The 19,807-nt window shown below is 44.4% G+C and carries 14 protein-coding genes and 2 tRNA genes; 10 read left to right on the top strand and 6 right to left on the bottom strand.

The genetic code is table 11. The annotated features are described in order from the left end of the window. Positions 1-25: 25 nt before the first annotated feature. Complete coding sequence (locus IW644_RS01225; protein ID WP_269916080.1) at positions 26-979, bottom strand: DUF3025 domain-containing protein; 954 nt, start codon at positions 977-979, stop codon at positions 26-28. Positions 980-1,049: 70 nt separating this feature from the next. Here IW644_RS01225 and IW644_RS01220 point away from each other — a divergent pair, with 70 nt between their 5' ends. Both IW644_RS01220 and asnB read left to right on the top strand, forming a co-directional pair. Further along, positions 1,050-2,717 carry a M28 family metallopeptidase gene (locus IW644_RS01220; protein ID WP_269916079.1) on the top strand — a complete coding sequence of 556 codons (1,668 nt, stop codon included), beginning with the start codon at positions 1,050-1,052 and terminating at the stop codon, positions 2,715-2,717. A gap of 398 nt (positions 2,718-3,115) precedes the next feature. Further along, positions 3,116-4,786 carry an asparagine synthase B gene (gene asnB, locus IW644_RS01215; protein ID WP_179982776.1) on the top strand — a complete coding sequence of 557 codons (1,671 nt, stop codon included), beginning with the start codon at positions 3,116-3,118 and terminating at the stop codon, positions 4,784-4,786. A 314-nt stretch (positions 4,787-5,100) separates the two neighbouring features. On the opposite strand, the gene IW644_RS01210 is transcribed toward asnB, so the two are convergent. Together IW644_RS01210 and queE are read right to left on the bottom strand one after the other, a co-directional pair. Then, positions 5,101-6,003, bottom strand: a complete 903-nt coding sequence (locus IW644_RS01210) for an amino acid ABC transporter substrate-binding protein (RefSeq protein ID WP_269916078.1) — start codon at positions 6,001-6,003, stop codon at positions 5,101-5,103. A gap of 88 nt (positions 6,004-6,091) precedes the next feature. Further along, entirely contained in the window at positions 6,092-6,766 is a 675-nt protein-coding gene (queE, locus tag IW644_RS01205; RefSeq protein WP_269916571.1) for a 7-carboxy-7-deazaguanine synthase QueE, read from the bottom strand. A 95-nt stretch (positions 6,767-6,861) separates the two neighbouring features. On the opposite strand from queE, the gene queC reads away from it, so the two are divergent. Then, positions 6,862-7,521, top strand: a complete 660-nt coding sequence (queC, locus tag IW644_RS01200) for a 7-cyano-7-deazaguanine synthase QueC (RefSeq protein ID WP_269916077.1) — start codon at positions 6,862-6,864, stop codon at positions 7,519-7,521. A gap of 107 nt (positions 7,522-7,628) precedes the next feature. Here the strand turns inward: queC and IW644_RS01195 are convergent, their stop codons facing one another. From IW644_RS01195 to IW644_RS01185, 3 genes are all read right to left on the bottom strand, one after another. After that, on the bottom strand, positions 7,629-8,555 hold the full coding sequence (locus IW644_RS01195) for a LysR family transcriptional regulator (RefSeq protein ID WP_269916076.1): 927 nt from the start codon (positions 8,553-8,555) through the stop codon (positions 7,629-7,631). 441 nt (positions 8,556-8,996) lie between these two features. Then, on the bottom strand, positions 8,997-11,012 hold the full coding sequence (uvrB, locus tag IW644_RS01190) for an excinuclease ABC subunit UvrB (protein ID WP_269916075.1): 2,016 nt from the start codon (positions 11,010-11,012) through the stop codon (positions 8,997-8,999). Between the two features lie 84 nt (positions 11,013-11,096). Continuing rightward, on the bottom strand, positions 11,097-12,479 hold the full coding sequence (locus IW644_RS01185) for an MATE family efflux transporter (protein WP_442864410.1): 1,383 nt from the start codon (positions 12,477-12,479) through the stop codon (positions 11,097-11,099). Positions 12,480-13,477: 998 nt separating this feature from the next. Between IW644_RS01185 and IW644_RS01180 the strand changes: the two genes are divergently transcribed. The 7 genes from IW644_RS01180 to IW644_RS01150 all read left to right on the top strand — a co-directional run bounded on the left by IW644_RS01180 (position 13,478) and on the right by IW644_RS01150 (position 19,806). Continuing rightward, positions 13,478-13,554 (top strand) — tRNA-Asn (locus IW644_RS01180). 27 nt (positions 13,555-13,581) lie between these two features. Then, a tRNA-Asn gene (locus IW644_RS01175) sits at positions 13,582-13,658 on the top strand. A 194-nt stretch (positions 13,659-13,852) separates the two neighbouring features. Continuing rightward, positions 13,853-14,434, top strand: coding sequence for an electron transport complex subunit RsxA (gene rsxA / locus IW644_RS01170; protein WP_179982770.1), 582 nt, complete (start codon positions 13,853-13,855; stop codon positions 14,432-14,434). Continuing rightward, a complete protein-coding gene (gene rsxB / locus IW644_RS01165; protein ID WP_179982769.1) occupies positions 14,434-15,015 on the top strand; it encodes an electron transport complex subunit RsxB in 582 nt (193 codons plus the stop codon). The genes rsxA and rsxB overlap by 1 nt, the downstream gene beginning before the upstream one ends. A gap of 5 nt (positions 15,016-15,020) precedes the next feature. After that, positions 15,021-17,870 carry an electron transport complex subunit RsxC gene (rsxC, locus tag IW644_RS01160; protein WP_269916569.1) on the top strand — a complete coding sequence of 950 codons (2,850 nt, stop codon included), beginning with the start codon at positions 15,021-15,023 and terminating at the stop codon, positions 17,868-17,870. Further along, positions 17,867-18,952: an electron transport complex subunit RsxD gene (rsxD, locus tag IW644_RS01155; protein WP_269916074.1), complete on the top strand. Its 1,086-nt coding sequence runs from the start codon at positions 17,867-17,869 to the stop codon at positions 18,950-18,952. The genes rsxC and rsxD overlap by 4 nt, the downstream gene beginning before the upstream one ends. Further along, positions 18,952-19,806 (top strand): RnfABCDGE type electron transport complex subunit G, encoded by an 855-nt coding sequence (locus IW644_RS01150; RefSeq protein WP_269916073.1) that lies wholly within the window; start codon positions 18,952-18,954, stop codon positions 19,804-19,806. Before rsxD ends, IW644_RS01150 begins: the two co-directional genes overlap by 1 nt. Position 19,807 lies beyond the last annotated feature (1 nt).

Raw genomic sequence — 19,807 nt, 5'->3', positions numbered from 1 at the left:
TAAAACTGGGGCAGCGCCAAGCTCTTCAAGACCACAAAGGTAGCTGAATTGTCGGCTTACTTCCCTCGCGCAGCGGTCTAAAATAGTCTTTATTCTGATAAAAAATTTCATCTTGTTGATGGTGCCACAGTGGTACACCAAGCAAAGGCAATGGTTTTAAAAGCGGTGTACTCTCAAAATAATTTAACGTTTTGATACGTGCTGTCATCGCATCGTCTAGCACCAAGCGCTGCTGCCATTTATCGAGACGGCTAAAGCCTTGAGGTACAGACACTGCTAACCACTTTCCAGTTAGGCCGACAAATGGGTTTAGCATCATTTCTAAATTTGCATGCCCAAAGATAAAAGGGCTGACCTGTGTGTGCCACAGTGCTCGTTTTTCAACAAAGACACGCTCCCACTCATGGGACGCTAATTCCGCTAAAAACGTTTCAAGAGTGCCTCTGTCATATAGTGCACCTTGCATGGCCTTATCTGTAGTTCCGCTATTTGAGTCAATAAGTGTTGCTGTGCGCTTAGGCTTATTTGAAGCAGTGCTATCAGGGGCTTCAATGGCAAGCACTACACCACACTCATCGAAGTGTGTAATGCGATTGCGTCGCGGCGTTCTGGGGTTTACACCGTATGCACTGATATCACTAATATGTAGCGCATTTAACAGAGATTTTGTTTTGGGGAACTGCAGCCAAATAAGTGCATTAAACAAGTCGTGCCAGCTATGCTCTCTGGTAGGAACTACACCGTCTTCACTAATGATGGTCTCGTAATAACGCTGGTCATCATGTGAAAACTGGCTTTGCCCTTTGAACAGTGGCCCTTGCCATTGTTCATAATACCGGGCCGTTAATTCATTTAGCTGTTCAGGCGTAGGAAATTCGTCGTTACTTAGCAAGCCAACCTCTTCAAGAAGCGCCGTAACTGGTTTACTGGCGTGTTTTAGTAAGTAGTCTTTACAGAAGGGGATTGAGTTTGATTGCATATCAACTATTGGTTCGCTTTGGGGTTTTCTCTATACTTGTCGCGTATTGTAGAGCAAACAGAGACTAACAATGAAAAAAATGTTTTTGCCATTGCTTGTACCTACCCTTTTAGGCGTAAGTGCTTGCACACCTAACAACGACAGCACCACAACTAACGAGACAGCGCAGAAAACTATGCCTGTGGCTTCTAACTTCGACAGTGTTTATAACAGCATTTCTGATGCTGATATCCGCGAGCCGTTAAAAGTCTTGTCTTCTGATGAGTTTGAAGGTCGTTTACCAACGACTGAAGGTGAAAAGAAAACCATTGATTACTTGGTCAGTGAATTTACTAAAGCAGGTCTTAAGCCTGGTAATGGCGATAGCTTCCTTCAAAAAGTAGCACTTATGGAGATCACTGCTGATCCAGATATGACAATGACCATAGGCGACAATACCTTTGCTTACAAAGAGCAAATGGTCGCCTCTTCCAAGCGTGAGCAAAGCTCGGTATCTCTTGAAGACTCTGAACTGGTGTTCGTTGGTTATGGCGTAAATGCGCCAGAATACGACTGGAACGATTACGAAGGGTTAGATGTTAAGGGCAAAACCGTGGTTATGCTAATTAACGACCCTGGTTTTGAAAACCCAGAAAGCGGTAAGTTTCAAGGTACTACCATGACCTATTATGGCCGGTGGAGTTACAAATACGAAGAAGCGAGCCGACAAGGGGCGGCGGGCGCCATTATTGTTCACGAAACCGCACCAGCGTCTTACGGCTGGTCTGTTGTTGCAAACAGTTGGAGTGGTCCGCAGTACGGTTTAGTGAGTGCCGATAAAGGCGCGAGCCGTGTTGCCGTTGAAGGCTGGCTTACGTTAGATGCAGCGAAAAAAGTGTTTGCCGATGCCGGTCTTGATTTCGACACAGAGAAAGCTAACGCCATGCAGGGTCCATATAGCAAAGCGATGGATATTAAAGCGTCGGTTACCGTGAAGAACACTTTCGAAAAGTCAGAAAGCAACAACGTAATCGCCACGTTACCGGGTACCGAGTTTCCTGATGAGCATATTATCTACACAGCCCATTGGGATCATTTAGGTAAAGACGAAAGCAAAGAAGGTGACCAAATCTATAACGGCGCTCACGACAACGCTACAGGTACTGCAGCAATGCTTGCTATGGCTAAAGCCTATTCAGAACTTACGCCTGCACCTAAGCGTTCAGTGTCGTTTTTAGTAGTTACGGCTGAAGAGCAAGGCCTACTGGGCAGTAAATTTTATGCCAGCAACCCTGTTATTCCTATTGAGAATACCGTTGCGAACATCAATATGGATGCAATGAACGTGCTGGGGAAAACTAAAAACGTTGCTGTTGTAGGCATGGGTAAATCAGAAATGGAAGATTACCTTGAAGCCGCCGCAGCTAAACAAGGTCGAACACTTACCCAAGAAGACCGACCTGAAGCAGGTTACTACTACCGTTCTGACCACTTCAGCTTTGCTAAACAAGGTGTACCGGCACTTTATGCAGAGGGCGGCAATGAGCCAGCAGATGAAGAAACGGCTAAGTATAGAAAACGTATGAACGTTATCGTGACAGGCTGCTACCATCAAGTGTGCGACCAATATCGCGATGACTGGGACCTAAGCGGCATTGTACAAGACACTCAGATGCTGTTTGATGTAGGTGTCGGCGTTGCGAATGCAGACGCTTGGCCTAAATGGAATGAAGCAAGTGAGTTTCAGCGCAAAAATTAATATCCGCACTGACTTCTAAGCGATAAAAATGCTTACTTATGCAGTAAAACTAAAAGGGCCTTTTTATAGGCCCTTTCTTATTTCTCATTCCTAAAGCACTGCTCCAAGCGGCTTCGAATTGCTACTTTTTACTATTCAGTAAACTCACTCACTATTTAATTGATATAATAATTATGCACCCCAAATAGGATAAAAATGTTAATAAACGGCTATTTTGAGATAAAAGGAATAAGTATTTCCATTTTCTCATCATAATGTACTTGCAATTTCCTGTCAGACTGGCACATTCAAGGCACGCGAAAAAAGAATAAAAACAATCCTTCGCTCACTCGTACGCGAGTACCGACAGAAAAAACTTCTATTATTTTTTCAACAAGTGAACAGAGAGAATCCGTTATATGTGTGGTATTTTCGGTATCCTTGATATCAAAACCGATGTGTCTGAACTCAGAACCCAAGCCCTCGATTTATCAAAACTATTGCGCCACCGTGGCCCTGACTGGTCGGGTATCTGGAATAATGACAATACCATTCTTTGTCACGAAAGACTGGCGATTGTCGACGTAGATACAGGGGCACAGCCTCTTATCAGCCAAAACGATAAGCAAATTCTTGCCGTAAACGGCGAGATTTATAATCACAAGCAGCTAGCCGCTGACTTAGATGAACCGTATCCATTTAAAACCCGTTCAGATTGTGAAGTTATCCTTCCGCTTTTCCAGCAAAAAGGTATCGACTTTATTGATGACTTAGAGGGCATGTTCGCGTTTATTCTTTACGATGAAGAACAAGACGCTTACCTGATTGCCCGTGACCATATTGGAATTATTCCGCTTTATACGGGCTATGACGAACACGGTAACTTTTATGTTTCGTCAGAAATGAAAGCACTAGCGGGCGTATGTAAGACAATTAGTGAGTTCCCTCCTGGTCACTACCTGTGGAGCAAAGAAGGAAAAATCACTAAGTACTACAAACGCGATTGGATGGAATATGACAACGTAAAAGACAACACAAGCGATTTAGACGAACTTCGCGTAGCGTTTGAAAAAGCGGTGAAGTCACACATGATGTCTGACGTGCCTTACGCAGTGTTGCTGTCTGGTGGCCTAGATTCATCACTGGTTTCTGCTGTGGCTGCACAGTACGTAGCTAAACGTGTTGAAGATGAAGACAAGACTGACGCGTGGTGGCCACGCCTACACAGTTTTGCTGTAGGTCTTGAAGGCGCTCCTGATCTTAAAGCTGCGAAGAAAGTAGCGGATATGATTGGTACAGTTCACCATGAAATCCATTTCACTATTCAAGAAGGTTTAGATGCCATCCGTGATGTTATCTTCCATCTAGAAACGTACGATACAACCACTATCCGCGCTGCTACCCCTATGTACCTTATGACCCGCAAAATTAAAGCAATGGGAATTAAGATGGTGCTTTCGGGTGAAGGCTCTGATGAAATCTTTGGTGGCTATCTGTATTTCCATAAGGCGCCGAATGCTAAAGAATTCCACGAAGAAACGGTACGTAAGCTAGATCGTCTTCACATGTTTGACTGTGCTCGTGCCAACAAAGCAACGTCAGCATGGGGTGTTGAAGCACGCGTTCCTTTCTTAGATAAAAACTTTATTGACGTAGCCATGCGCCTAAACCCACAAGACAAGATGTGTCTTGATGGAAAAATGGAAAAATGGATCCTTCGTAAAGCGTTTGATAACGGCGATACACTTCCTGCAGAAGTATTGTGGCGTCAAAAAGAGCAATTTGGTGACGGTGTAGGTTATTCGTGGATCGACTCAATTCGCGATTTCGTTGAAAACGAAGTAACCGACCAACAACTGGCTACTGCGGAGTTCCGCTTCCCAGTGAATACGCCTGACACTAAAGAAGGCTATTACTACCGTACTATTTTCGAGAGCTACTTCCCTCAAGAAAGTGCTGCGCGCTGTGTACCTGGCGGCAAGTCAATCGCCTGTAGTACTGCAGAAGCTCTTGAATGGGACGAGAGCTTTAAGAACAATGCCGACCCTTCTGGTCGCTCAATGAAAGATGTTCACGCTGGCGAGTCTTAATAGACGCAACGAAACAGCAATATGTAAAAAACGCAGCTTAGGCTGCGTTTTTTATTGCTGTTCTACTTTATACCAGTCCGCATAGATAATTACCCACTCAGCGAGAGTTAAAATGTTCGTAATCACGGCGTGTTACCGCAGGTATAGTGGTTCTACATCAAGGTGACACAACAAAGAGTACGGACATTTTAAACTCGCCCTTCGGGAAGGTCTGGCAAGCTTCCTAGCTTCATTCTGGGAATTTGAAAGGGAACAGCCATTCCTGCATTCCCACGCTTTGCTAGGAAACTTGCCAGCGCCTTCTGAGTGGGCACTTATCTATGCGGATTGGTATTAGTCATCGTAGGTTTATACCAAAGTGCAGAATTAGTGAGAGGGGTTTCAATAGGAAGCAATGGGTTTTCCAGAGTAAATATTTTGCGCTCACTAACATCTAGAGACTCTAAGATAGGCGCATAGGTAGACTCAAACAAGGCATCAAACGACCCGTCTTTTATGGCTCTATTTAACCCAGTGTGAATGAGGTTTTCTAATGTTTTATTATTTACATTTACGAAGTAATACATTGCTGTGGGGTAATAGAGGGCCATTGAAGGTTCAAGGTAGAGGTTAGAGCGACGGCCTTCTTCCTCGAGTTCTGCGCTCACCTCCATCACTGAGCGGGGAAAAAAGTCACCTTTCCCCTGTTTAATCATGTCATACGCTTCGCGAAATTCAGGCACGGTGAAAACATTGAACCCGTTGGCTTGGAGAATTTTGGTATCTGGCCACTCCTCACCTTGAATAGGAACAAGTTTGCGCATATCGTTCAGCGATAATACATCACTAAATTTTGACTTCTTATCTTCGTTTATAACAAAGACGCGAAAGCCAATCAGACCTTTGGCGATAGGTATTCGAATGGGAGTCAGTTCTTTTTCACGCTGGTTATCGGTCATGCTCCACACTACGTTCACTTCTCTATTTTCACGAAGCTGGCGCATAGCTTTACTCGTAAGTAATATGCGATCCGAAGGACGAAGCTCATAATTGACACCTGTTTTATCGAGAGCAAGTTTAAGTAAAGCGATAGGATATTGAGCTCGCGCGTCGGAATCGTCGATAGGACGGGGGTAGGTAATCGTCCACGTAGCGCCATCAGCTATTGGTACGATAGCCAAAAGATATAAAGTAACCGCTGCGATAACAGCTTTTTTAAGCGTATTGAAGCTGTTCATTTTCTTTATGCCCATGATGAATTAAAGAGTGAGCTGAGTACTCATCATCGCTGATTATTCTTTTAAGCGGCCGATATGTATTAAACATTTATTCAATGCCAATGTATTTGTGTGTTTGTAAAGATAGCCGCCAGTTGCGCTCAATACAAGTACGCACAGCCAGTTCAGTCGCTCTCTTCTGCTGGCTAATTGGTTGTAAACAAACCTGTTTTCCTTCTAGCGATGATACATTGCTCAACAGCGCATCAAGTTCATCAATATGCTTTTGCATAGCAATGGGATGCTTAATTTCATTTGCCCTTTCTAATGCGCTAACTAAAACATCGTATCCACCTTTCATATTTATTTTAGGTGAAACGGTGACGTAAGTGCGCTCGTCACACAGAACTTCAAAGGTGCCGCTGGTCTCAATTTGTGTGGTATACCCGTTATCGTGTAGCAAGGTTGTCAACGGACGTAAATCATACATACAAGGCTCACCACCTGTGATAACCACGTGCTTTGCCACGTATCCTTGTTTACTAAATTCGGCCATTAAGGCGTCTTCGCTTGAGATGAAATAGCTTTCAGACTCTTCGCCTTTGGTTATTACCGCCTGTGGCGATACACTTAAATCGGGCTTAATTTCCCATGTATGTTTGGTATCACACCACGGGCAGCCGACTGGACAGCCCTGCAGACGAACAAAGATAGAAGGAATACCTGTGTGAGCTCCTTCACCCTGGATAGTTTCAAACATCTCATTGATGTTTAATGTGGACATTACAGACAAATTGACACCCTTTAACGATTGTATGTTGGGATTTTACCAAGGATCACATAAAATTCGGGGATAATTTCTTAAATCTTCAAAAAACTATGTCATCAGAAAATGTTGTTGTTATTTATTCAGGAGGCATGGACTCTTTCACGGTACTGCACAAAGCACTAAAGGCAGGCAAAAAAGTCCACGCATTAAGTTTTAACTACGGTCAACGTCACAAAAAAGAACTCGACTATGCGGCGAACGTGTGTAAATCACTTAACGTGCCACATAAAATTGTTGATATTAGCGCTATTAACACACTTATTGGAGGCTCTGCCCTAACTTCAGATATAGATGTGCCTGAAGGCCATTATGAAGAACCAAGCATGAAACAAACGGTAGTGCCTAACCGTAACATGATATTGCTGTCACTGGCGGTTGGCTATGCTGTGAGTTTAGACGCCAATGAAGTCTATTATGGTGCACACTCAGGCGATCACGCCATTTACCCCGACTGCCGACCAGAATTCGTGCATAAGATGAATGACGTATGCGGTATTGCAAACTATACCCCTGTTACCATTATGACGCCTTATATCGACGACAGCAAAACAGCTATTTTGACTGACGGTTTGTCAATGGGTTTGGACTATGGGCAAACATGGACATGCTACAACGGCAGAGAAAAAGCCTGCGGGAAGTGCGGTGCATGTGAAGAGCGTTTAGAAGCGTTTAAAGAAAACAACGCTACCGACCCTTTAGAGTACGAATAAGCACTGGGTATAAAAATAGATAGACTCAAAAAAACACCTCTTGTTTCACGCGCATTTATAAGCGCTTTTAAACAAGAGGTGTTTTTATATTAGCTGTATTGATAAAGCTACTTCTGACTTTCAGAAATAAAATAGCTCAACTCTTTAATGCAGTGGCGCAATACCGGGTTTAACCGCGTATTTTTACCATTCATCACAAACAACTCGTGGCTAAAGTTAAAAAGGCTACCTTGTGCAATAGGCACAAGTCCTAACGCCGCGCCCTGCTCTTTTGCCATGTAATCCGGTAACAAGCCAATATATTCGCCCGTCATAATTGCGGACATTGCGGCGTCAAAAGAATCAGAAAAGGTTTGAATAGATAGCCTGGTCTCATCTTCAATGTAATTAGCCGATGACAGACCAGCGATACCAATGGCAGGGTAATCCCCAATCTTCACACTCTCTGGCAATTCAGTATCGCGATACTTTGCCAAGGGATGGGTTGGCGCACAATATAAACGCCCTTCAGTTTCAATTCCCACGGGGTGAAAAGTCACTGATTCTGGTTTTACCATGTCATAGGTTGAAACCACAAGGTGACACTCACCCGAAAGCGCTACATGTTCTACTTCGTTATATAAGCGAGTTTGGATATTCACATGGATATCATCAAACTTTTTCATTGTACTTTTGACCGCTTTACTTACAGCCATGTGCATTGATAGCGGAAGACCTGCCATTAATACGAGCGTGATATGGCCAGAGTAGTCATCGTGTAGCGATTTTAGATTGAATACAAAGTTATCGAATGCGTTAAAGATGCGCTTGGTTTCTTGAAAAACCACCTCACCTTCTTTTGTCATTTGAAAACCACCACGCCCACGATGGCATAGCACCAAATCCAAACGCTCTTCCAGCTTTTTAATAGCGGCACTGATATTTGGACGTTGCATACGCAACACGGGTTCAGCCGCAGTAAATCCGTTGCAGCTTGCTACAGCATAAAACACACGCAGTAGCTTGATATCTGACTCCTGAAGACGATTAAGCATATTAGCACCTGTTTTTAGGTATAGTTATAGATACTCTAACGAGAACTATATGTAACTAATCGTGCTATTACAACGACATTTTGCTGCTTTTCGTCTCATTTAGTAATAAAAAACAAACTTTTCTGTTTAGTAAATAGTTATCTACAGGAATATTTTTACATAAGTAAAAAGAACATAAGCGAAGGTGGGGAGAAAATAGTGATGTGTTATTCAGATTTATACGGAACACGGGCGCAGGGGGCTTTGTAACAGTCCGCATAGATAATTACTCGATTAGCGAGAGTTAGCGTATTCGTAATCGCGGCGTGTTACCGTAGGTGTAGTGATTCGACATTAAGACAAAACAAAAAAGAGTACGGACATTCTAAATTCGCCCTTCGGGAAAGTCTGGCAAGTGAAGCGCCCCCAAAACGCATTGAGGGCTTTGACTATGTAAAAAGCTTAAGAAAGCGCAACTACCTGTTTTCTGAGTGATTCAATATCGTCACGAAGTGAAGCCGCTTTTTCGAACTCAAGCTCTCGGGCATATTCGAACATTTGCTTTTCAAGTTCAGTGATTTGATCCATCAACTCAGTTGCACTTGCTGTCTTCTGTTGCTTTTTCTTTTCTTCAACTTTGCGCAGTCTTACCTTACCTAAGGCAGGATGTGCACTATCACCCAAGTCCATAATATCAGTAATAGGCTTATTGAGTCGCATCGGTGTAATGCCGTTGGCCTCATTATGCGCCATCTGCTTTTCACGACGACGGTCGGTTTCGTCTATCGCTTTTTTCATCGACTTCGTAATACTATCTCCATACAAGATAGCTTTTCCATTTACGTGGCGTGCAGCACGACCAATAGTTTGAATAAGCGAACGCTCAGCACGTAAGAACCCTTCTTTATCCGCATCTAAAATAGCAACGAGCGAGACTTCAGGCATGTCTAACCCTTCACGTAAAAGGTTGATACCAACCAAGACGTCAAATTTACCCAACCGCAAGTCGCGAATAATTTCAATACGCTCAACAGTATCAATATCAGAATGTAGATAGCGCACTTTCACGCCGTGCTCGTTTAAGTACTCGCTTAAGTCTTCGGCCATACGCTTTGTTAACGTAGTAATGAGCACACGTTCGTCGAGCTCTACTCGCTTTTGAATTTCAGAGAGAACATCATCGACTTGAGTGGCTACGGGGCGCACTTCAATAACAGGGTCTAGCAGACCCGTTGGACGCACAACTTGTTCAACTATCTCGCCGTCAGTTTTCTTCAACTCATAGTCACCCGGCGTAGCAGAAACATAAATGGTCTGAGGGCAGATTTGCTCAAATTCTTCAAACTTAAGCGGACGATTGTCCAACGCTGAAGGCAGCCTGAAACCAAACTCCACCAAGGTCTCTTTTCTAGAGCGATCCCCACGATACATAGCCCCTACTTGCGAAACCGTAACGTGAGACTCGTCGATAAACATCAAGCCATCTGCCGGAAAGTAATCTAATAAAGTTGGAGGCGGCTCGCCCGGCGCTCGTCCCGACAAGTAGCGGGAGTAGTTTTCAATACCCGAACAATATCCAAGCTCCATCATCATTTCGATATCAAACTGGGTACGTTGTGAAATGCGTTGCTCTTCAATAAGCTTATTTGACTCTTGGAGTTGCTTTTTGCGATCACCTAACTCATCCTTGATCTGCTCAATGGCATTCAGAATTTTCTCTCGTGGTGTTACATAGTGCGTTTTGGGGAAAACCGTCGCGCGAATCACAGACTTATCGACCGCCCCCGTTAACGGGTCGAATAAACTGATTTTATCTATTTCATCGTCGAACAGCTCAACCCTCACTGCTTGCTTTTCAGAGTCCGCAGGGAAAATATCGATAACATCACCACGTACGCGGAATGTACCCCGCTCAAAGGCTAAATCGTTGCGCTTATACTGCAGTTCAGCAAGACGACGTAAAATATCACGTTGATCCATGGTGTCGCCCTGTCGAAGATGCAACAGCATTTTCATATAGGATTCAGGGTCACCCAAGCCGTAAATAGCCGACACACTGGCCACAATCACAACGTCGCGGCGCTCCATCAGTGCCTTGGTAGCTGATAATCGCATTTGTTCAATGTGGTCATTTATAGACGCGTCTTTTTCGATAAAGGTATCGGTACTAGGAACGTAAGCTTCTGGCTGGTAGTAATCGTAATATGAAACAAAGTACTCTACGGCGTTATTGGGGAAAAACTCTTTCATTTCACCGTAAAGTTGAGCCGCAAGTGTTTTATTGTGTGCCAGTATAAGCGTGGGTCGCTGCACTTCTTTAATGACGTTGGCCATAGTAAAGGTTTTACCTGACCCCGTAACACCTAGCAGTGTCTGGCCGGCCAAACCACTTTCCAAGCCATCTACTAAGGCTTCGATGGCCTTAGGCTGATCGCCCGCTGGTTTGTATTTAGAATGAAGCTCAAACCCTCTACTCATTTATTTAACCTTTCCCTTAGCCTAATGCTTAACATATTATTTGCGGCCATATTTTCTGAAAAATACAGCGAAGCACACTTACCGTTAGCCTCGTTGAGCATCTACAGTGTCTGTTTCGAACTTAGCTAGCGCACTCTTGAAAACAACAAGTGAGACACATGCCATTGCAATATTGGCAATGACAGTACCGGCAAATAGCCCTTTCAAGTCGAAGAAAAAACTGCCCGCAACGCTTATTGGTACGAAGAAAATAAACAAGCGGATGACACTTAGAACTAATGCCGTCATGGGGCGGTGCATTGCATTTAACGATGAGTTAGTCAGAATGATAATGCCTTGCATGCCATAACCTAGCGGCACAATCATCAAAAACAGCTGTATCAATACGCTTACCTCTGCTTCATGGGCAAAGGCAACGGCTATCCAGCTAGACATTGCCCACATGACAAGAAAAATGCCGAACTGCCAAACAAGAACAAACTTCAAAGTAAGTGAATATGCTTTTTTTACCCGTTCTACCTGCCCTGCTCCTACGTTTTGGCTGATAAATGGAGGCAGCGTCATAGATAGCGCTAGCACAACAATACTAGCAATAGACTCCATTCTATTACCTACCCCCCACGCTGCCACCGCTTCGGCGCCGTAACCAGCAACTACAGCTGTCATCACACCACCTGCAACAGGGGTTAGCATATTTGCGCCCGCCGCAGGCAGGCCTATCTTGAGAATCTCACGGCTGCTGTCACGGAGTTCGGCGAGTGTTAGCAGTCGAGGTAACATCAACTTTCGACGTACAGATAAAATATAAAGTATCCATATGGCGCCAACTATCCACGCGATAAAGGTAGCCAGAGCCGCACCTTTTATTCCCATTGCCGGAATAGGCCCAAGTCCGAATATAAAAATAGGGTCAAGCAACGCATTTAGACCGCCCCCTGCTGCCATCACTATGCTAGGCGTTCGGGTATCACCACATGCACGAAGCACACTATTGCCCACCATAGGCATAGCTAAAAAAATGCTCGACAAATACCATAGGCCCATATAGTCAGATATATATGGCATTAAGTTATCTGTGGCATTAAGCAGTTTAAATACAGGCTCTATGGTAAAAAAGCCAATTATTGCTAATGTCCCTACCAGCAAAACAGACAGCATTAGCGAGCCTGTAGCATAGTGTTGGGACTTGGTTATTTCCTTACTACCCTGCAACTTCCCTATAATTGCCGAAGTTCCTATACCTAAACCAATGTTCAGACTGATTACTGTAAAGGTTACTGGAAACGTAAAACTGATAGCAGCTAATGGGTCTGTGCCCAACAAACTGACGAAAAAGGTATCGATAAGCCCAAAGCTCATCATCATTACCATCCCCAATATCATAGGAATAGTCATACGCTTTAACGTAGTACCTATATCTCCTCCCAATAAGTCGGAAGTACGTTGTTTAGCGTTAGTTTTTATCACTAGAGCTCCGGCTAATTAAATTCCCCTCATTGACTGCGCGCTAGTGTAAAACGGTGAACGCTATTTAGCCATGCTGTTTCGATAAACAAAGCAAAGCGTAAGAGGGAGAGAAGAAATGTAATGTTTTTAATGAAAATACATGCACTTTACGAATTTGTTCGCTATTCGTTAAAAGCACTACTTTGTCAGTATTTTTTCACGATTAATATGTCAGTGAATTCGTGACAGTTTAGTTTCTATTCCATTTCACTTTTAATATAGTCACTATCAAAGTTCGTCCATATTAGATTTTTACAACTCAGCGCTTGAAAGACCAACAAAAATGTTAATAACTTGTAAGAGCCTGAGAAATAACATGGATTTTGTTGAATAGCATTTAGTCATTCGTTGAATTAACACACAAGCTACTTTTTGTTCAACCGATCAATTTAGATCGAAAGTTGCGATCACAAAAACAGCGCTAACCCTTTGTAGTATATAGAATATCACCCCACATTCAGGCCTATTCAATCGGATCAATTAATACCTGATCTCACAAAAGCAGGAGACGAATATAAGCTATCAACATAGTTATCCACAGATTTAGTGGATAACTACCGCCAGACCATATTCGGCGGGATTTCGTGCTCGATTAATTTCTCATCACGTAAGTGGTGACTAACCTTTTAATCCTCAGGTACAGGTTACAGATTTATTAAAGCCTGTACATAATAACAGTATGGAAGCGATTTTTTATTCTTTTTAGTTATAGCCTTTAACTTTACCGAGATATATCGGAAAAAATAAAAAATCATTTCTTTAAAAGCTAAAAGCACACCTGTTTATATGTAAACAAGCAATAATGTGCAGTTATTAACCATCACTTTCGCTACATTGACGACAAAATGAGCATTAAAGCCGTAAAAAGCTATTTTTTGCGCAGTCAGCACAAATATTTCATTTATGTTGTTGACAGTTCCTAAGTACGTCTTTAATATTCGCCTCCGTTGAAGCACAGGTCCCCCTTAGCTCAGTTGGTTAGAGCGACGGACTGTTAATCCGCAGGTCCCCCGTTCGAGTCGGGGAGGGGGAGCCAACTTCAGCAAACAACTTAGGTGTCGATTCCCCCTTAGCTCAGTTGGTTAGAGCGACGGACTGTTAATCCGCAGGTCCCCCGTTCGAGTCGGGGAGGGGGAGCCACTTAGTTGGCTTCTAAATCGTCTCACCCACTTCACTCTATTTTAATTCCTAAAACAACGCGTTTAGACATTAAATAACCCTAATTCAATCAAGTTGTTAAACCCGTTCTAAAAAGGGATAATAGACCCAATCTGTTTTTCTTTTTAATTCGCGGGCATTGTCCGTCAAAATTCCTCGAAGGAATTGCGTTATTCATGACTGAATTTTTACTGCTATTGATTGGTACAGTACTGGTTAACAACTTTGTGTTGGTTAAGTTTCTCGGTTTATGCCCGTTTATGGGTGTATCTGGAAAACTAGAAACCGCCATGGGCATGTCTATGGCCACCACATTTGTACTCACCCTTGCCTCGGCTTCAAGTTACCTGGTTGAAACCTATTTACTTGCGCCACTAGGTATTGGCTACCTCAGAACGTTGGCCTTTATCCTAGTTATTGCGGTGGTTGTTCAGTTCACAGAAATGGTTGTGAACAAAACAAGTCCTACCTTATATAGGCTGTTAGGTATATTTCTTCCTCTTATCACAACCAACTGTGCGGTTCTTGGTGTAGCGTTGTTAAATCTTACCGAGCAGCATAATTTCATGCAGAGCCTTATCTATGGGTTCGGGGCTGCGGTAGGTTTCTCCTTGGTATTAGTGTTATTTGCAGCCATGCGTGAGCGCTTAGCTGCTGCTGACGTACCGGTTTCATTCAAGGGTGCATCAATTGCCATGATTACCGCCGGCCTTATGTCCCTTGCATTTATGGGATTTAGTGGATTGGTGAAGGTGTAATGTCGATGTCTACTACGATCATACTTGCAGTCATTGCAATTGGCGTCCTTGCTCTTATTTTTGGCCTAGTCTTGGGCTATGCGAGCATTCGCTTTAAAGTAGAGGGCGACCCGCTTGTCGAACAAATCGACGCCGTGTTACCACAAACCCAATGCGGCCAGTGTGGTTATCCAGGTTGTAAACCTTATGCTGAAGCTATTGCAGATGGCGATGACATTAATAAATGTCCTCCAGGCGGCGAAGCAACGATCAAAAAACTTGCAGACTTAATGGGGGTTGAACCCAAACCCCTTGACGCAGCACACGGCGAAGAAGACGTCAAAAAAGTTGCTTTCATTCGAGAAGATGAGTGCATCGGCTGTACCAAATGTATCCAAGCCTGCCCTGTGGATGCCATATTAGGTGCCGCAAAACATATGCATACCGTTATTACTGATGAGTGTACAGGATGTGACTTATGTGTAGACCCCTGCCCTGTCGACTGCATTGACATGGTGCCAATCGTTCAAACTACTTCTACGTGGAAGTGGGATTTCGAATCATCACCTAAAGGTGATATCCCTATCAAAATGGTATCGTAATTGTGATGTATCCAAGTTTTGATTCAATTATAGAAGCTCTTGAAGCGGGGAAGCTGTACTCATTTCCAGGTGGTGTGCATCCTGACGATAAAAAATCACTTTCTAATACGTCGGTAATTAAAAAGCCATCGTTGCCAGAGTTATTGATAGTACCACTGCGCCAGCACATTGGTTCAGACGGCATATGTTGCGTAGAAGTTGGCGATACCGTGTTAAAAGGCCAAATCCTTTCGCAAAGCTCCTCGCCTTTTTCGGTACCTGTACACGCCCCCACCTCGGGCGAAGTTGTTGCAATAGCGCCGCATGTTGTTGCTCATCCTAGTGGCTTAACCGAAATGTGTATATCAATACGCCCGGATGGTAAAGACACATGGGGCGACCTCTCCCCCATCGCTAACTATAGCGAGCTTGATAAAAACAAACTTATTGAAGCTATCTGCCAAGCTGGTATTTCTGGAATGGGGGGCGCAGGCTTCCCTACCCATATTAAAACCTCAACCTCTAAGCCTGTTGAGTTTCTTATCCTAAACGGGATTGAGTGTGAACCTTATATCACATCTGATGACCGATTAATGCGTGAGCACGCATGGCAAATACGCCAAGGTTTAGACATTTTGACTCACCTTATCGAACCTAAGGCAATTGTTGTTGCGGTTGAAGACAACAAACCCGAAGCGTTCGAGGCACTCAATATTGCCTGTCAGGATAAGAAAGACTACCGCGTGGTTAGCGTTGAAACTAAATATCCTGCTGGCGGTGAAAAGCAGCTAATTCAGGTTGTTACTGGCCGAGAAGTGCCAAGAAATGGTTTGCCTGCCGATGTAGGCGTGATGATGTTTAACGTAGGAACCTGCTATGCCATTGCAGACGCTATTTTGCATGGTAAGCCGCTCATAGAGCGTATTGTTACTGTAACCGGTGAAGCAGTTAAGTCCCCTAGCAACTTCAGAGCGCTATTAGGTACACCTGTTTCTCATTTGTTAGAAGAAGCAGGTTACAACCCGAAAAAACAGAAAGCGCCCAAAGTCATTATGGGTGGGCCTATGATGGGCTTTACCTTATCAGACGCAACTATTCCTGTGGTAAAGACCACAAACTGTTTATTAGTCCCGGCCAAGAAAGAGCTTGTAGATGATAATGCAGAACGCCCGTGTATACGCTGTAGCGCGTGCGCCGATGCTTGCCCGGCATCACTGCTCCCACAACAAATTTTTTGGCACGCTAAAGCAAAAGAATACGACAAAGCCGAAGAATACGACCTTTTCGACTGTATAGAGTGTGGCGCATGCGCTTACGTTTGCCCCAGCGAGATACCGCTGGTGCATTACTATCGCCAGGCTAAGTCTGAAATACGCATTCAGCGTGATGAAAAGAATAAAGCTGAAAAGGCAAAGCAGCGATTTGAAGCGCGTAAAGAGCGTTTAGAGCGTGAAAAACTGGAGCGAGAAGCAAAGCATAGAAAAGCAAAAGAGGCGCGGTTAGCCGCAAATAAAGCCAAAGAACAAAATGCCGCAGCTGTAGATAATGCAAATAACTCGGCTGACGCTACCGCAACTGAAGCAAAGGATAAAGTAGCGGCGGCGCTTGCACGGGCGAAAGCGAAAAAAGCGGCAATGCAGGCCAAGGCTAAGGACGAAAATACACCAGTAAACGCTGACGAGCCTAGCTCACCGGCAGACGATAAAAAAGCTCAGGTAGCCGCGGCAATTGCCAGAGCAAAAGCGAAGAAAGCAGCCCGAACTCAAGGTTCTGAGCAAGCTGAAAACGCCACTGAGCCAGCGGCTCAGGCACCTTCGCCAGAAGATGATAAAAAGGCCAAAGTTGCCGCTGCTATCGCCAGAGCGAAAGCCAAGAAAGCAGCCCAAGCTGGCCAGTATTCAGATGCGTCAACAGAAAACCAAGCAGGTTCTCAATACGAAGAAACTGCTGAGCTTTCCAATACTGAGCCATCCAATACCGAAACTAATTCAGATCTAACAGCTGAAGCGCAGAAAAAAGCGCGAATTGCAGCGGCCGTTGCTAAAGCAAAAGCGCAAAAAGCCGCTAAAAATAACGCAAGCGGCCAATCTGAGCAGGCTACGCCCACTCAATTTGGCGAGCAGCGAGACAACCAGTCTAAAGAGCCGCTAGGTGAAACGGATGCTAAGGATGAAAAGAAGGCTAGGATAGCTGCTGCCGTTGCCAAAGCTAAAGCCAAAAAGGCCGCGTCGCAACAAGCACAAGCATCTACCCCTGTTGGTGAAGCTGACACAGACAGCCAAAACGCTAACTTACTAAAAGAAGCAAATCCTCAAAGCGTCAACGGCCAAGATAATAGTGCTCAGAATAACAAGGCCCTAGATTCATCTAGCAACTTAAGCGAAGCGGAACAGAAAAAGGCCCGCATTGCTGCCGCTGTGGCGAAAGCAAAAGCCAAAAAAGCGGCTAAACAAGAAGATAAAATTAAAGGCGAGCAAGAAGATGCTGGCGATAGTGACCTCAGCATGGAGGCTACTTCAACGCGAAAAGCGCAGGATGTATCTAGCACGCCTAATGAGAATACTAAAGACGCGCCATCTAAAAGTGGCACTGACGAGAAAAAAGCGCGTATAGCTGCTGCGGTGGCAAAGGCCAAAGCAAAGAAACTTGCTCAAAGCACTAATGACGATTTAGCAGCCTCACAAGATACTGCTGAACAAGAAAGTTACAAGGGATATGAGCAGTGCGAGACGACTAGTGAAGCAGAACAAGTAGCAAGCGTGCAATCAACTTCTCAACCCACTGCTCAAGATGAAAAGAAAGCACGTATAGCGGCAGCCATTGCAAAAGCAAAAGCGAAAAAAGCGGCGGCTGAACAAGAGAAAGAATCAGAATGAAGTTAAGTTTATCGAGTTCACCACACCAACGGGTTAAACGCGATACCGGACAGGTCATGCGCATGGTTATTTACGCCATGATCCCAGGCATGATAGCCCAATCTATTTTTTTTGGTTGGGGCATGCTTATTCAAGCGGTTATTGCAGTAGTAAGTGCACTGGTTATTGAAGGGGTTATTTTATTTTTAAGAAAGCGCCCTATCGAACGCACACTTACTGATTACAGCGCCGTTTTAACAGGCTTGTTAATCGCTATTAGTATTCCGCCTACTCTGCCGTGGTGGATGACGGTCATTGGAGTATTTTTTGCGATCGCGGTTGCTAAACAAGTCTATGGCGGGCTTGGTTTCAACATTTTTAACCCCGCAATGATAGCCTACGTGGTTTTGCTTATTTCATTCCCCGCAGCCATGAGTCTATGGCTACCACCTGCAACCCATGCTGGGGTTACGCCAACTTTCTTTGACTCACTATCATTGATATTTACAGGCTTCACTACCAGCGGCTACGATGTTACTCAGCTTAAAACTATCGCCGACGGTGTAACCATGGCTACACCACTAGACACGTTAAAAACTGACTTAACGCAAGGTGTGACTTACTCAGAGTCTTTAGCTAAACCAATTTTTGATGGCGGCGTATTTGATGCTGCTGGTGCAGGATGGGGTATGGTGAGCCTTGCCTATTTACTTGGCGGTCTTTACCTCTGGAAAACCCGTGTTATTAGCTGGCACATCCCAGGTGGCATGCTGCTGAGCGTATTTATTTGTGCATCACTGCTTCATTTAGTTAACGCCGATTACTATGCTTCACCACTATTCCACCTGCTTAATGGGGCAGTAATGGTAGGCGCTTTCTTTATCGCAACCGATCCGGTTTCCGCGTCAACAACCCCAAAAGGCCGAATTATATTTGGGGCTGCGATTGGTTTTTGGGTAGTTATAATACGCACGTTTGGAGGTTACCCCGATGCAGTGGCGTTTGCGGTGATCATTATGAATATGGCGGTACCGCTTATTGACTATTACACCCGCCCTCGCGTTTACGGTAAAAATGTGGGCAAAGGCCGAGGTAAGCAGTAATGATGAAAGAAAGCTTGGCCAAAAACGGCCTTATGTTAGGCGCGTTTGCCGTTGTCACCACAGCGTTAATAGCGTTAACCTTTTTCGGCACCCAAGACAAAATTGAGCAACAAAAGCAGCAAAAGCTTCTAAGCGTACTTAATGAAGTTGTGCCCAGTGAATTCCACGACAATGCTCTGTACGCCAACTGCACAGAAGTCGACGCCCCCGAACTGGGCATGAAAAAAGCCCATAAGATATACCGTGCCACGCTAAACGGCCAACCTAGCGCGCTTGTGTTGGAAGCCACTGCCCCCGATGGCTATAGCGGTGATATAGATATTGTTGTCGGTGTAAAAGTAGAGCCACATATTGCCAACGGTAAACAACAGGGTATGCCAAATGACTCCCGTAGCAGTGAGAGTGAAAACCTCAATACTTCTGCACTACCGCTAACCGATATGGCAGAGCTCGACGGGAGTTCTCCCGAAATGGATACGGCTGAAATAAAAACAACCAATATGAGAGTACTTGGCGTACGCGTTATCGAACATAAAGAAACCCCTGGGCTTGGTGATAAGATAGAGCTTGCAGTAAGCAATTGGATCACAAGCTTCAGCGGTAAGTCTTTCTCATCAGATAACTTAGCTCCATGGCAAGTCAAAAAAGATGGCGGCGAATTTGACCAATTCACAGGCGCTACTATAACGCCAAGAGCGGTAGTCAGAGCCGTACGTGAAGCTTTACTTTACGCTCAGGCTAACCAAAGCGCGTTATTCTCCGCCCCCAACACCTGTGCAACAACAGATTCGGTTGAAACAATAGATGACGTTAACGTGGATGAAACTCAACCTCATAGTGTAGAGGAGTTATAAC

Source organism: Alteromonas sp. PRIM-21 (genome assembly GCF_027563165.1).
GTDB classification, from domain to species: Bacteria; Pseudomonadota; Gammaproteobacteria; order Enterobacterales; family Alteromonadaceae; genus Alteromonas; species Alteromonas macleodii_A.
The sequence above is the reverse complement of the archived record's forward strand: the minus strand, read 5'-3'. Positions and strand labels throughout refer to the sequence as shown.